Origin of the sequence: Pantoea sp. (assembly GCF_032114055.1) — a bacterium.
Taxonomy (GTDB): domain Bacteria; phylum Pseudomonadota; class Gammaproteobacteria; order Enterobacterales; family Enterobacteriaceae; genus Pantoea.
Window position 1 is genome coordinate 178,184 of sequence record NZ_DAMCTB010000003.1, and the last position, 14,243, is coordinate 192,426.

General features: G+C 55.7%; 16 protein-coding genes. 8 read left to right on the plus strand and 8 right to left on the minus strand.

Annotation, left to right across the window (positions count from 1 at the left end; all coding sequences use genetic code 11):
• Window positions 1–260: 260 nt before the first annotated feature.
• The 6 genes from fetB to cybB all read right to left on the minus strand — a co-directional run bounded on the left by fetB (window position 261) and on the right by cybB (window position 4,750).
• Window positions 261–1,040, minus strand: coding sequence for an iron efflux ABC transporter permease subunit FetB (fetB, locus tag RT657_RS07275; RefSeq protein ID WP_313653413.1), 780 nt, complete (start codon window positions 1,038–1,040; stop codon window positions 261–263).
• Window positions 1,027–1,695: an iron efflux ABC transporter ATP-binding subunit FetA gene (gene fetA / locus RT657_RS07280; protein WP_313653414.1), complete on the minus strand. Its 669-nt coding sequence runs from the start codon at window positions 1,693–1,695 to the stop codon at window positions 1,027–1,029. Before fetA ends, fetB begins: the two co-directional genes overlap by 14 nt.
• 232 nt (window positions 1,696–1,927) lie before the next feature.
• Entirely contained in the window at window positions 1,928–2,413 is a 486-nt protein-coding gene (locus RT657_RS07285; RefSeq protein WP_313653415.1) for a hypothetical protein, read from the minus strand.
• A gap of 293 nt (window positions 2,414–2,706) precedes the next feature.
• Window positions 2,707–3,366 carry a DUF1345 domain-containing protein gene (locus RT657_RS07290; RefSeq protein WP_313653416.1) on the minus strand — a complete coding sequence of 220 codons (660 nt, stop codon included), beginning with the start codon at window positions 3,364–3,366 and terminating at the stop codon, window positions 2,707–2,709.
• Window positions 3,367–3,808: 442 nt separating this feature from the next.
• Window positions 3,809–4,159, minus strand: coding sequence for a DUF3147 family protein (locus tag RT657_RS07295; protein WP_313653417.1), 351 nt, complete (start codon window positions 4,157–4,159; stop codon window positions 3,809–3,811).
• A gap of 66 nt (window positions 4,160–4,225) precedes the next feature.
• Window positions 4,226–4,750: a cytochrome b561 gene (cybB, locus tag RT657_RS07300; protein ID WP_313653418.1), complete on the minus strand. Its 525-nt coding sequence runs from the start codon at window positions 4,748–4,750 to the stop codon at window positions 4,226–4,228.
• A gap of 626 nt (window positions 4,751–5,376) precedes the next feature.
• On the opposite strand from cybB, the gene RT657_RS07305 reads away from it, so the two are divergent.
• A complete protein-coding gene (locus tag RT657_RS07305) occupies window positions 5,377–5,724 on the plus strand; it encodes a hypothetical protein (RefSeq protein ID WP_313653419.1) in 348 nt (115 codons plus the stop codon).
• A gap of 161 nt (window positions 5,725–5,885) precedes the next feature.
• Here the strand turns inward: RT657_RS07305 and RT657_RS07310 are convergent, their stop codons facing one another.
• Window positions 5,886–6,149, minus strand: a complete 264-nt coding sequence (locus tag RT657_RS07310; protein ID WP_313653420.1) for a YkvA family protein — start codon at window positions 6,147–6,149, stop codon at window positions 5,886–5,888.
• A gap of 180 nt (window positions 6,150–6,329) precedes the next feature.
• On the minus strand, window positions 6,330–7,892 hold the full coding sequence (locus RT657_RS07315) for a methyl-accepting chemotaxis protein (RefSeq protein WP_313653421.1): 1,563 nt from the start codon (window positions 7,890–7,892) through the stop codon (window positions 6,330–6,332).
• A 730-nt stretch (window positions 7,893–8,622) separates the two neighbouring features.
• On the opposite strand from RT657_RS07315, the gene RT657_RS07320 reads away from it, so the two are divergent.
• The 7 genes from RT657_RS07320 to RT657_RS07350 all read left to right on the plus strand — a co-directional run bounded on the left by RT657_RS07320 (window position 8,623) and on the right by RT657_RS07350 (window position 14,191).
• The gene (locus RT657_RS07320; RefSeq protein WP_313653422.1) at window positions 8,623–9,204 is read left to right on the plus strand and encodes a cytochrome b/b6 domain-containing protein; all 582 of its coding nucleotides are present in this window, start codon (window positions 8,623–8,625) and stop codon (window positions 9,202–9,204) included.
• 10 nt (window positions 9,205–9,214) lie between these two features.
• A complete protein-coding gene (locus RT657_RS07325; protein ID WP_313653423.1) occupies window positions 9,215–9,865 on the plus strand; it encodes a thermostable hemolysin in 651 nt (216 codons plus the stop codon).
• Complete coding sequence (locus RT657_RS07330; protein WP_313653424.1) at window positions 9,855–11,291, plus strand: AMP-binding protein; 1,437 nt, start codon at window positions 9,855–9,857, stop codon at window positions 11,289–11,291. Before RT657_RS07325 ends, RT657_RS07330 begins: the two co-directional genes overlap by 11 nt.
• Before the next feature lie 51 nt (window positions 11,292–11,342).
• Window positions 11,343–11,960: an iron-containing redox enzyme family protein gene (locus RT657_RS07335; protein ID WP_313653425.1), complete on the plus strand. Its 618-nt coding sequence runs from the start codon at window positions 11,343–11,345 to the stop codon at window positions 11,958–11,960.
• Window positions 11,944–12,750, plus strand: a complete 807-nt coding sequence (locus RT657_RS07340) for an SDR family oxidoreductase (protein WP_313653426.1) — start codon at window positions 11,944–11,946, stop codon at window positions 12,748–12,750. The genes RT657_RS07335 and RT657_RS07340 overlap by 17 nt, the downstream gene beginning before the upstream one ends.
• A complete protein-coding gene (locus RT657_RS07345) occupies window positions 12,751–13,371 on the plus strand; it encodes a tetratricopeptide repeat protein (RefSeq protein ID WP_313653427.1) in 621 nt (206 codons plus the stop codon).
• A gap of 136 nt (window positions 13,372–13,507) precedes the next feature.
• Window positions 13,508–14,191: a VIT family protein gene (locus RT657_RS07350; RefSeq protein WP_313653428.1), complete on the plus strand. Its 684-nt coding sequence runs from the start codon at window positions 13,508–13,510 to the stop codon at window positions 14,189–14,191.
• Window positions 14,192–14,243: the final 52 nt, after the last annotated feature.

Below are 14,243 nucleotides of genomic sequence, written 5' to 3' on the forward strand. Positions count from 1 at the left end.
TTCATTGTGAAGGTTTAAACCTTATCATGAAAAGCGGTGCGTAACAGACTGTCAGGAAGAGACAAACCCGTGCAGAGCACCTTAGTCGTGGTTGAAGATCTCGGTGACAACCGCCGGGTTCACTGTCGCAACCGGCAATACAGAAACCTGCCCAGGCTCTGCTTTTCTCAAACCCCGGCGGGTGACGCCCGCCTCTTTACACGCGCTTTATCACTGCGCCCGGCTGTTCCGGGCGCGATGAAAGCAATCTTGACGCAACCTTACCTGTCCGACGGGTTGTCGATTGTCAGCTGCGCTCTGTCATTGTAAAAACGCCGGTAAGATAACCAGACCGCGATGATGGTTGAGAGACTGGCGGTGCCTGTCAGCATAAAGGTCACCATGATCTGATATTTGATAGCCTTAAGCGGATCGATACCCGCAAAAATCAGGCCCGACATCATCCCCGGCAGACTGACCAGCCCGACGGTCTTCGCCGCATCTACGGTCGGGATCATGGCGGTGCGGATGCTGTCCGCGATGATGCGCTTCGAGGCCAGCTTCACCGGGGCGCCCAGGCTCAGCATCTCCATAATTTTCTGATGATTATCCCGGAAACGCTGGTGCAGACTGGTGAAGCAGAGCCCGACAGCGACCATTGCATTGCCCGCGATCATGCCGGAGATGGGAATGACCTGCATCGGCACGAAGGCTATCGCCCCGCTCAGCACCAGAATTGCGAGCGTGATGAACGTACCGCTGAAAATCGCCGTAAACGCGATGCCAAAAGCGTGCTCGATATTGCGTCCCCGTTTGCGGGCGTTGATTGCGGCGTTGACGCAGATAAACAGCACCATCAGCACGGTCAGCCAGTCATTGTTTACATCGAAAATCGACTTCAGCACAAAGCCGACGATCACCAGCTGTACGACTGCCCGGCAGACACTCCAGATAATATCTGTATTCATGCCGAGCTTTTCTTTCTGACTGATCAGCAGGGCAATCATGACCAGACTCAGTGACAGCAGCAGCGAGGTGTCACTGATATCATGCTGATTCACGCGCATTCTCCTTGTTCAGCGGTGCCACACGGAGCACCTGCGCCGCCTGTTTAATGTCCTGTACATCATGACTGATACGCACAATGGCGATCTGATGCTCGGTGGAAACCCGGTCAATCAGGGCAAGCACGGTCTGCCTGTTCTCTTCATCCAGAGCGCTGGTCACTTCATCCAGCAGCAGCACCTGCGGCATAAACTGCAGATTGCGCAGCAGACCAATGCGCTGTTTTTCACCGCCGGAAAGCTGATCAACCGGCTTGTCCAGCATTGTAGCAGCGAGGTTGACGCTCTCCAGCGCGCGGACCAGGGTGTCGCGCAGAGGCTTCTGATGGCGAACCTGCCAGGGTAGTGCCAGATTGTCATACACCGTCTGACCGAAAAGCTGCGGGGTCTGGAAACAGTAAGAAACCTGCTGGCGATAGACCTCTGGCTCCAGCGTGGTGATATCACTGCCGCTGAAAAAAATCTGTCCGGAGGTCGGTGCCACCAGTGAAGCCAGAATTTTCAGCAGGGTGCTTTTGCCGCTGCCGGAGGGGCCGGTCAGCAAGACCTGATCGCCCGGGTATAGCTGCAAAGAGATCGGTTGCAGAAGCGGGCGGTCGCCAGCGGAAAAAGCGATCGCCTGCGCATCCAGCAGGGGCAAACCTCTGTCCATATTTCGCCTCAGGGTTTTAATTAACAGTAGTGAATTCAGGGACCGGAACCCGCTGTTCACCGATCTGATCGGCTCAGCGCACAGACGCGGCGCGATGAGCGATCGGGGGGATAAGATAAGGCATTCAGGCGGGGCAAATCATCCTCTTCATCAAATTGGGCTGCGATCTTCTTCATTCAGGCCGCTGCTACAAACGTAAGCCGGATGGCTCAGGGCGGCCACCCGGTCATGCTCAGTTTTTCCAGCGGGTAGAGACCGGATTACTGACGCTGTTTTTCTCCTGCGTGTAGGTGCCGTTCTGCTGAGCAATAGCTTCGCCGGTATCCACAATCGCGTTCTGAATGAAGACGTTCTGCTGGTCACCTTTAACAAAGGTTAACTGATGAAAGGCGGTTTTGTTGCCCCAGTCAGACGAGTGCAGAGAGATAAAACGCACGGTAAAGGTCTGATCATCAAAGTGGCCCTGCATGACGTAGACGCCGTAGTGATCCTCACCCTGTGAAATGATTTTGTACGTACCGTTATCGTAGTAGTAGATCTCAGCGTCCGGGAACGGCTTTTTATCGTACATTTTGCGGTAGTGCAGCACCTGCTTAATAGTCGGCTGGCCGAATCTCACGGTCAGCGTATTGTCCTGTGCGGACGTGGTCAGCCCTTCCGCGTGAACACCGCTCATCAGCATTAACAGACTGGTGGTCATCATTGCCGTTGCTTTCACTCTTTTTCTCCTCTGGGGATTAGGAAAATTTCTGGCGTAAGACCCCTGAAACTTACATGCTGAGATTAACGGGTGAAAGAGGCTGATCACAGTTTATTACACAATGTGATAATCACCTTGGGAAACATGGGTGCGCAATAAAGAGAAAGAGGGTTGCCAGCCAGTGAACCGGGTATTGTCATTCCGGCCGCTTCAGGCCAAACGGGTCAGGCGTGTGAAGACCATGGCAGAACGGCCTGAAACGCCTCTGCGCAAGTCGCTGTCAGCCTGCGGGCTTTCCACCTGTAAGGCCGCTAATTCAGCAATCCGGCGCCCACATTCACCGAAAGCCCCAGAATAGCCAGATTAAACAAAAATGAGATGACAGACTGCAGCAATACCAGCCTGCGCATCGCCGTCGTGCCGGTGGCGACGTCTGCCGTCTGCGACGCCACCGCGAGGGTGAACGAAAAGTAGAGAAAATCCCAGTAGCCTGGATTCGCCTTTTTCTCAGGAAACATCAGCGGAGCCGTATCGCCGTCCCGGTAAAGATAGTGCTGATGAGCATAGTGCATCTCAAACGCCGTGGGCAGCATGGCCCAGGAGGCAACAAGTGTCATCGCGGTCAGCAAAAGATGCATCAGCCGTGGCGTACCGTTCAGCGTTTTAAGCGTCGGGAGCTCGCTCAGAATCGCCACCATACTGACCACACACGCCACAATAACAATACCCAGAACCAGCGCGGCACTCTGGTCCTGCTGCTGAGCAATGCGTCGTATACCGGTCGCATCCGTCTGCAGCATGCGGAACCAGAGCGTGCAGAGATAGAGCCAGGCCCAGACGTTCCAGCCGATCAGCAGACGCTGCATTTCTCCGAGCCGATCGGAGAGCAAAAAATAGCAAACCAGGCCAGCGGTAAATGAGAGCAGCAGCCGTAAGCGTGAATAGAGTGTTGAGGTGATGGTCGTCGGCATGGGTCAGCCAGTGTGGTTTAATCAGCGTGATCTCAACTTTAGCTAAATTCAGCTAAAAATCATGGCCAGGGACAGCATTGTTACACTTCTGAAGTACAAAAGCGGGATCGATTCAGAAATGCGGAAAAGCAAAAAGCGATCGATAACACAGCCTATGCAGGGAAGCGCCAACTGATGAACTCTGTTTACGGGGTCAACAGGATTTTCGACGCGAATATTCTGGATAACCGCCCGGTTAAACGGCCCTCCCGATGCCGGATACGCGCATTGCAGAGGCGCAGGAGGCCAGCATGACGACCTGCAGCGGGACGATCATGACACAGACGTATCTCGTGTTCGCAGGCTTAACCACATCTGACAGATTAAACTTGCACAGGCTTGTGGCTTGCTGTTATCAGAACCAATCAGGCAGAGCAGATCTCACCGCGATGGACGCCTGGGATTACATCAGTAGGATGCCAAACCTTTTCAGCAGCAGCGCCCAGAGCACGAACAGGATGACCGTAACCATGCTGGAAAACAGCAGCGTCAGCCAGAAGCCGAAGCGGGGATAGATAAAGGGAAACAGAAGGAACATCGGCAACGTCGGCACCACATACCAGAAGGTATACCACGCATGCGCACTGATTTTTTCCGCCGACTGCCCCTCCAGCTTCATCCAGATCAGCACCAGCAGCGTAACCAGCGGCAGGGCCGCAATCAGGCCGCCCAGCCGATCGCTGCGCTTTGCTACCTCTGAGATCAGCACGACCATAAAGGCCGTCATTGCATATTTCGCTATCAACCAGACCATGATTGCCCTCTGTAAGGCGAATTAGCCGGGCCACGCTGAACCTGGCCCGGCCCTCCTGCTAACCGATCAGGGCATCATTCTGCGCAGCGTATCATCCCGAAGGAAATAGTGATGGAACAGCGCCGCCAGCGCATGCAGACCAATCAGCCAGTAGCCCATCGGCGCGAGGGTTTCGTGCCAGTCAATCAGCATGCTGGCGGTGGCTGGATCGGGCGTTGTCGCAACCGGCATGTTGATCCCAAACAGCGCCCACTCTTTGCCGCGCAGATAGCGTGAGGTCAGCCCCAGAACGGGCAGGACCACAAAAAGCGCATAGATCAGAGTATGCACCAGATGGGAAAGGCCGGTCTGCCAGCGCGCAAAGGGCGGCGTGATCGGCGGCGTCTTGCTGCTGGCGCGCAGCCAGAGGCGGGCGATCATCAGGATCAGGACGCAGAATCCGGCCGAAAAGTGCGTAATCATCACCGCATTTCGCTGCCATGTGCCCTTCTCTGCCATCCAGCGCAGCTCAATTGTGGCATACGCCACAATGATTAACAGCACCGTCAGCCAGTGAAACAGTATCTGTGAACCTTTATATTTCTTCAGCATTAATAAACTCCCGCCACTATTTTTTCACGTCACTATACCAGTAAATTATTAGAAGTTTATTAGGTGCTTACCTGTGCCAGTGACTGGCTTCTATTGAATGCCGTTATGTGAAAATCCTGACGGTCAGCCTTTTTCACTATCCTGCCTTCACTGAGAGAGCTGAAGCGAGTTCTGACACGGGCAGAAATCGGCCCTTTCAGGGTTAAAGCGTTAAGCGATTGAGCGGATCGTTATGTGGAAAACACCTTTCGGAGTTCAGAAAACGCTTCATCGCAGGGAAAACAGGGTGATGCGGAATAGCGATAATTCTTAAACTTTGTGTGATCTTAAGCGTATATCCGGCCTGACGCTTACGCAGCTGATGAGTAAAGTCGCGATAAGACCATTTCTTACTGGCGCGATTCTCGCGCGTAAATAGAAGCTGAGACTTAAGTCAAATCCTCGTCCTGCCAGGATTACGCTTACACGCCTCGCTTAATGGCAGTACCACGCATAATAAGAGCAACGATAACCTGCGTTATCGTAACCTTTGAAACCTAATTTTTATATTCAAAAACAGCAACTTCTCCTGAATAACTTGTTCGCCTATGCTGGCTGTTCACTTATTTACATCAGAAGGATCTGTAATGTTAACGCTCCCCGCTTCCTACAGTGCTGAAGCCGTCGAGTGCCTGTATGAAGTGATTGAGAATCTTACGCTGAACGGCGCACGTTGCCAGGTGATCTATGATAGCCAGGCCACGCGTGCCGCTGTCATCGAAGCAAATGCAACAGATGAGCAAGGCGAAATGCGCCATCCGGTGCTGGCGGTACTGGAGATGGAGCGCGTCACCAGTATCAATACGATTCTGCGGATCAAATCGTTCTGGACCGATTCAGACGGCACGCACACTAATGTGAAACAGGGCTGCCTGGCAAAGGCGCTCTATAAGGCGCTGACCCTGAAGAAGCAGATCACACTGGTCGGGCTATAAGGCGATTCCGACGCGGCTTATCAGGTAGAGGCTGCGCCCGGATGAAACGACAGGGAGGCTCTGACCAGCAGCGTGGCGCAAATCACCCACATCAGTATAAAAAGGCCAGCCGTCATGCGACTGACCGGTCGTCTGGTAACCTGCGCGGTCGTTTCCCGATGTTAACGCATCACCGCTTCCGGAAGAAAACGTACCACCAGCATGATCCCCGATGGCGCAAAGACCAGATTATCAGGCAGGCCGATGACCGGGATAATGTCGGGGATCAGATCAACAGGTGAGACAGTACAGGCTGCAACCAGCATCGCCAGCCCTTTTACAAACCAGGCGGTGCGGAGATCGCGAGCGGGAAGCCAGACCGCATGCGCATCCCGGTTGCTGTTTCGCGCCCGCGTTCTGACGCTCGCGATAAACTGTCTGAGCATCTGTTGGGTAATCCTGATAACGGGGCGGTTTCGGGATAGGTCAGGGCAGGCGTCATGCTGACGTGAAGCCCCGCTTCCGGGAGCAAATTTAACCCGCTTCAGATTTCTCCGTCACCTGTCACCAGGATTTCAGCACTTTTCTGCATGCGCCTTTTTCAGGATGAAGCAGGCGCAGCGGGCTTAAATACGGAAAGCGTTGACCGTTTCGCGTAAAGAGTGGGACTGGGCAGAGAGCGACTGCGAGGCGGTCGAGGACTCCTCCACCAGCGCAGCATTATTCTGCGTGACGCCATCCATCTGATTCACCGCAATGCTGACCTGGGAAATGCCCTGCATCTGTTCAGCGGAAGCCAGTGAAATATTGTCCATCGCATCCGCCAGTTTCCCGACCATTGCGTTAATCTGCAGGATGCTTTTACCGGTTCCGTTAGCCACGTCTACCCCACTTTCAACCTGCGCCACCGCCTCCTCGATTAGCGTTTTGATATCTCTGGCCGCCGTCGCACTTCGCTGCGCCAGCGTCCGGACTTCACCCGCCACCACCGCAAATCCACGCCCCTGTTCGCCTGCGCGCGCGGCTTCCACCGCCGCGTTAAGCGCCAGAATGTTGGTCTGGAAAGCGATGCCCTCAATAACCGAGGTAATATCTCTGACTTTGGTCGCACTGTTCGAAATAGCGTTCATCGTGTCTGACATACGATGCATATCGCTTTCACCAGAGCGCGCCAGCGCAGCGGTTTCGCGAGCCGACTCTGCCGTCTGCTGCGCCGTTGCGGTGTTGCTTTTCACCGTTGCGGTGAGTTGTTCAATACTGGCCGCCGTCTCCTGCAACGCAGCCGCCTGCTGCTCGGTCCGTGAGGAGAGTTCAGTATTGCCCTGAGAAATCTCATCTGCGGCCATCGCGACAGAAGAGGAGGCGTCTTTGATGTGCGAAACCAGGTCACGCAGATTGGTCTGCATACTATCCAGCGAAGCCATCAGGCTGGCACTGTCTCCTTTACGCAGTGTGACAGCCGTCGTCAGATCGCCAGCGGCAATGGCGGCAGCCAGGTGCTGAGCTTGCGAAGGCTCACCGCCAAGCTGGGATTTGATCCGGCGCGTAATCAGGGCACTCATGACAAAGCCCATCACCACAAATAGCGTCGTCAGGGCCGCGAGGGTCATGTAAACGCCCGATAACGCCTCACTGGAGGTTTCCGCAGTCTTGCCCGTTACCCTCGCCTGATAGTCCACCATCCCATTCACGGCATTGCGGTACTGAGCCAACACCGGCATCAATCCCTCACGAACCCTGGCAGGAAACAGGGCCGCATCCACACTAAACAGCGCCTGCGCAGCCTGATTAAGTGGACCCGCTGCCTCTTCAATTTTCTTCAGATTGCCGGAGGCTTCATCGACCTCTGCCAGGTTTATCCCGGGAATGTTTTTCGCCCCGTTAATCAGCGTACGAAAATGCGCAATGGTTTTGTCACTGTCGGACTGCAGATCAAAAAAAGCTGTTTTAGCCTGCTGCTGCGTTTCTGCGGAAACAGACATTAACAGGGCTGCCTGCCCGGTTAAGTTGTCTTTAAGTGTCTGCAGTGTCTGAAGATCGCTTAGTCGTGCACGCGTTAATTTCTGCTGATCGCTGGCTGTGTTGAGTTTAAATCCGGCAAAAGCAGTGACAAAAACCCCCATAAGGATAACGCTCAGAAAGGCTGCGTTGAGCATAACGCTTAATTTCATTTTTTTATTCTGACTCATGAATAACCCCAATGTGAAAAGTATGCGTTCAGTAAAAATTACTGTCTGTAATTCACTGACAACTAATCCCGTTATCGGCAGATAGCCTGTAAAAAGAAGTCATTTAACGTAAATATATTATAAATCTGTGTTGCATCAGCGCTGACGGTGAAGCTCAGCATCCTTTGTCTGACAAAAGAGCAAATTCGTCAGCGGCGGAGGGCTGAGAACAAAAGCAAAGAGGCAGCCATTAAGCCTCCCGAACGCCCGGGTATGAGTCAGGACGTTATATGTTCTCTTTTAAAAGCGGCTTACGTCAGCGCACTCAGGTCTGAACAGCGATGCAGATGGTTCATTTCCGTCTGAATACTGGTCTGTGTAATAACATTCTGACCCATTTGCATTTACCAAACGTTCAGGTTTGAGAACAGAAAAATATCACCTTCTTCCCTGCCCGCTAATCACGCGGCGTATTAACAGAAACTCAACCGAAATACTTTTACCTGATTGACGCGACCCAGATTAATCCTCCACCGCAGAATAAACGCCTCCCTGTAACGACTGTCGCGACGATCGCCTGAACGCTGAAATGCGGCGTGGTATCTCAGCCAGCAGGCTGATTTCATAAGTTAAAGATGTTGAGCATCTTCTCTTTTTACAGTGAAAAGAAATTTTCCAATGCTCTTTCACTTAAGGTAAACCTAATATCAGGTCGTGATAATTCATTCCATACTGTCCTGGAGTGAAAAAAATGCTTAAGACGTTACTCAGATCTCTGCCGCATGATTACGCTCCTTTTTTTCGTGGCCACTCTATTTCCATTGCGCTGCTGATCGCACTGCAGATCATTAATTCAGATTTTATCGACGCCAACGCCCTGAGCGAATCGGGCTGGCCGGCTTTGATGACCTGGTGGGATGCCCTTTCTGCTGCACTGCTGCTGGTCCCTGGTCTGATCCTGCTGACCTGGATGATCGGTCAGCGAGGCGTCAGATGGCACTTCAGCTGGGTCTTTTTTGATTTCAGGCAGCTCAAGGCCGATATCCGTCAGCTGATGCCGTGCGCTTTACCGGGATCCTCCCGCGGCAGTATCGCCGCCACGGTGCAGGGGCCGGGGTCGCCTCACTGCTGCTGGTTGCGGCGTCAGGCCGCGCATGGTTTGCCGCAGAAAGGTTGCTGCCTTCACTCTCTCTATTCGGGACAGTTTCTGCACTGGCATAAGTTCCTGACCACCTTCATTGAAACTTACTTTTATGCACATGGGCTGATGGGCGTTGCGCATCTTTTCCTGCGCAATAAAAAACAGAGCGCTGATTTACGCTCCGCAGACTAAAGGTGACGCAATGAGAATCACGCCGGAATGTTCGCTGAAATGGGTCGCAGGTGCGTCACAGGTCAATATCGCCACCGAGTTTATTCGCGACCACTATTCACACCATTTTGATGCCCGACTGACGGTTCTGATGCCGTGGATTCTGATGCTCTGTGACGGAGACGATAATCTGCTGGCCGCCTGCGGCGTGATGCCGGCGTCTCAGGGGCCGATGTTTCTTGAGCAGTATCTGGACAAACCGGCGGAGGCGAGCCTGCCTGAACATGGATTTGGCAACGTCCACCGCAACAGCATCGTCGAGGCCGGTAACTTCGCAGCGGTCGATGGGGCCGCTGCCCGCGTCATGTATGCCGCCGTCTGCCTGTTACTCAACACCTATCGCTATCAGTACATCATGTTCACGGGCACCCAGAAGATTCGCAACATCTTCACCAGACTTCATCTGTCGCCCGTGGGCATTTCTATGGCCAACCACGCCAGAGTGGCAGGCGGAGAAGCCGCATGGGGACGTTATTACCAGCATCGGCCTCAGGTCATGGCGGGCGATCTCGCGGGCGGACAGCAAGCCCTGGCAGGCAGTTCGCTGCTTCTCAATCTTTTTGGTGAATTACCCCAGGCCCCCTGGGAGGTGCAGCAGGAGAACCTTCGTCATGCTCATTGAAACTCTTATTCGTCATGCTAACAGCCAGCCCGACGCCGTGGCGCTGGTCAGCACCGCGCGAAGCTGGACGTGGCGCGAATATGAACAGGCTGTTTCTGCCCTGGCTGCAGAGCTGCAGCAGGCGGGTGTTCAGCGGCTCGGTCTGGCGCTGGAAAACGGACCGCGCTGGATCATCGCCGATCTCGCCTGCTTGGAGGCGGGCATTGTCTGCGTGCCGATTCCGGCATTCTTTTCGCCGCAGCAGCGGTCGTGGGTCATCCGCTCAGCAGGCCTCGATGCCATTCTGAGTGAGCCGTCACCGGCTGAAGGTGATTCCGTCCCCGTTTCCGCTGGCCAGCTGCACCGCCTGTTCTGCGCGGATCGGCCTGCGCTGCATCGGGACACGGTCAAAATCACCTACACCTCCGGCACCACCGGCCAGCCAAAAGGCGTCTGTCTGCGACAGCGTGGGATCGAGTGGACCGCCTCTGCGCTGGCAACGGCGATGGAACCGCTGGCGCTGGCGCGTCACCTGGTGGTTTTGCCACTGAGCACGCTGCTGGAGAATATCTGTGGCGGCTATGTGCCGCTGCTGCTGGGCGTCACCACGGTGATCCCCGCCGCCGCCGAGGTCGGCTTTACCGGTTCGAGTCAGTTCAGCCATGAGGTATTCGCCGGGGCGCTGCTGCGCTGGCAACCGCAGAGCCTGGTGCTGGTGCCTGAACTGCTGCGCGTACTGAGCTTCCTGCACAGCCGCATGCCCGCTGTCACTGCCTCGCTGAAGTTCGTGGCGGCGGGTGGCGGCAAGGTATCCGTCGCTCTTCTGCACGCTGCCAGAGAAGCAGGCCTGCCGGTCTATGAAGGTTATGGCCTTTCCGAGTGTGGTTCGGTTGTGACACTGAATCTGCCTGACAACGCACAGGCGGGCAGCACCGGCCGGCCCCTGCCCGGTGTTGATGTCAGCTTCGACGCCAGTGGAACGCTGCTGGTGGCAAGCCCCGGTAACGCCGCGGGCTATCTGGGCGAGGCGCCGTTTGGCGCGCAGGTTAACACCGGCGATCTGGCTGAGCGCGATCCCTCGGGCTTTATTCACATTAACGGCCGCGCGCGCAATGTGCAGATCACCGCCTTTGGCCGCAACTTCTCACCCGAATGGATTGAGGCGGAGGCCATGAGCTGCGGCGCCGTCCGACGAATCGTCCTGTTTGGCGAAGGGCTGAAGCGCAACGTGGCCCTCATTCATGCGATGGAGGGCATGGAGTCCGCCGCCCGTGAACAGCTGACGGCATTGTCTGCCGCCTTACCGGACTACGCGCGCCCGCACCACCTGATTTTTACTCCGGTCATCTCATCACCTGAACTGATGACCGCCAACGGACGCCCACGTCGCGATGCGATCTGGACATTGATGAAGCATCAAATACAGAACTGTGAGGAGTACATCTGAATGGCCTTTTATCAGCAATTACAGGATCAAACAGAACAGGCTCGCAACGCGATGTTAAGCAGCGTTATGATCGAACAGAGCACCCGGGGTAACGTGACGCGTGACATGTATATCGCCTTTCTCAGCCAGGCCTTTTACCACGTCAGCCATACCGTTCCCCTGCTGATGAGCGCAGGCAGCCGTCTGCCCGCCGGGAAAGAGTGGCTGCGGGCGGCGCTGGCTGAGTATATCGAAGAGGAATATGGCCATCACGAATGGATCCTGAATGACATCCGCGCCTGCGGAGGCGATGCGGACGCGGTGCGCAACGGCGCGCCCGGACGGGCCATTGAGCTGATGCTTGCCTATCTCTACTACCGTATTGAGCACGTCAATCCGCTGTGCATATTCGGGATGGTGCATGTGCTGGAAGGCACCAGCGTCAACATCGCCACGCCGATAGCGGAGTCGCTGCAGCACGCGCTGAAATTGCCGGAAGAGGCGACAACCTATCTGCGGTCGCACGGTGCGCTGGATCTGGAGCATCTGAAGTTCTTTGCCAGCCTGATGGACAAAGTGACCGATGCGCACGATCAGCAGGATATCGTTCACACCGCCAACGTCGTCTATGCGCTTTACGGCGACATGCTCCGTGCGCTTGCTGAGGTACCCGATGGAACTGCGCAATAAAAACGTGGTGCTGACCGGCGCCAATGGCGGGATTGGTCAGGCGCTGGCTCTTCGCCTGGCCGCGGCGGGGGCCTGTGTCTGGCTGGTGGGCCGCAACCACAGCGAACTGGAGAACCTGCGTCACCGGATGCAGGATCCCGATCGCCATACCGTGTTTGCCCTGTTTGACTACAGTGACGACGAAATTCTCTCCCTCAGCAGCTGTTTTGAGGGCGGGCGGCAGCTTGACGTGCTGATTAATAATGCCGGCACCAGTCGTTTTGCACAGCTTGAGCAGCAGAGTTTTGCGGATATTCGTGAGCAGCTGCGTGTGAATGTGGAGATCCCCCTGATCCTCACGCGTGCGCTGATTCATCAGTTCAGTGCCGGCGGCACCATTGTGAATGTGGGGTCGATTCTGGGCGAACTGGGTCACCCGGGCTACAGCATCTATTGTGCTTCCAAAGCGGCGCTGCATCGCTTTTCGGAAGCACTCGGCCGCGAGCTTGCCGCAACCGGCGTGAAGGTGTTGTACGCCGCGCCCCGCGCCACCCGGACCGGGCTCAATTCGGCAGCAGTTAACGCCATGAATGCGGCGCTGGGTAACCACAGTGACACGCCGGAAGAGGTCGCCCGGTTTATCATGGACATGCTGATCCAGGGGCGTCGCCGCGCCCGGATTGGCGTGATGGAGGGCATCTTTGTGCGCGTGAATGCGCTTTTTCCCGCACTGGTTGACCGGGCGCTGCTTAAAAAACTGCCGGTTATTAATCGCTTTTTACAGTCGGACGCTTCAGCGGAGATAAAATAAATGAAACCTCTTTTCGCACTGTTAACGCTGTCGCTGACAGCCCTGCCCGGCCTCGCGTCGGCGGAAACGTCGCTCTCTTCCCTGCAGAAGGCGTGGTCAGTGTGCCAGTACCGGACACTGGAAAACCAGAAACAGAGCTGTCTGAGCGATCTCAGCCAGCAGGCCCATCGTGTTCGGGGACGTGACAGCGATCCTGAACTGCTGATCTGGCGCGCAATCATTGACAGTAGCTGGGCGGGTGCGAAAGGCGGCCTGGGCGCGCTGAGCCTGGTCAGACAGGCAAAGGCCGATCTGGAAAAAGCTCTGGCGATTAATCCGCAGGCATTGCAGGGTTCAGCCTATACCAGTCTTGGCGCGCTTTATTATCAGGTGCCGGGCTGGCCGGTAGGTTTCGGCGATGATAAAAAAGCCGAGGCGATGCTACAGAAAGCCCTGGCGATCAATCCTGACGGTATCGATCCCAACTATTTCTATGGCGACTTCCAGCTCGAACAGGGGAACAAAGAGACTGCCAGACGCTATCTGACTAAAGCGCTCAACGCCGCCCCACGCCCCGGACGGGACATTGCTGACAGCGGCCGTCATGCCGACATCGAGCGTGATCTGAAAAAACTGGATTAACCGCTGACAATGCCACTCTGTGGGCTATAGTAACGAGCCTGATCCTGACGTTCCCGTTCCCGGAACAGCGGCCAGGGTGAGGTTCGTACAGTGCCAGCCATGCGGCACTCCAGATCCGATCTAAAAGGAACAGGCTTTGATACACGGAGAATCGCACAAGATTTCGCGCTCTGGCTGGCTGCGGGCAGCCGTGCTGGGTGCCAATGATGGCATTGTTTCCACTGCCAGCCTGCTCACAGGTGTGGCCGCCGCTAATAGCTCATCGCACAGTCTTTTACTGGCCGGGGTGGCCGGTGTCGTCGCCGGGGCCATGTCGATGGCGACCGGAGAGTATGTTTCCGTCTCATCGCAGGCAGATACGGAGCGTGCTGCCATCGCTGAAGAGCAGGCCGAGCTGGAAGAGAACTTTCAGGCTGAAACGCATGAGCTGGCCTCGATTTACGTCCATCGCGGTCTGAGTCGGGAACTGGCTCATGAGGTGGCTACCGCACTGATGAAACATGATGCGCTGGATGCTCATACCCGTGATGAACTCGGCATCTCCGATACCTCAACGGCGCGGCCTCTTCAGGCGGCGCTTTTTTCTGCGGGGAGTTTTACCCTTGGCGCAGTGATTCCGTTTGCAGCGGCGCTGCTGCATCAGGGCATCGCCGGAATCGTCATTGCAGCCCTGCTTGCCCTGATCATTCTGGGTGCCGTCGCGGCCCGGGCCGGTGGCGCGCCGGTCTTACGCAGCGTTATCCGCGTCAGCTTCTGGAGCAGTCTGGCCATGGCCCTGTCGGGCTTCACAGGCGCGCTGTTTGGGCATTTTGCAGGTTAGCGAGAAATTCGCCAGGCGGTAACATGATGTCTGCACCTTTAAAGGCGGGTTA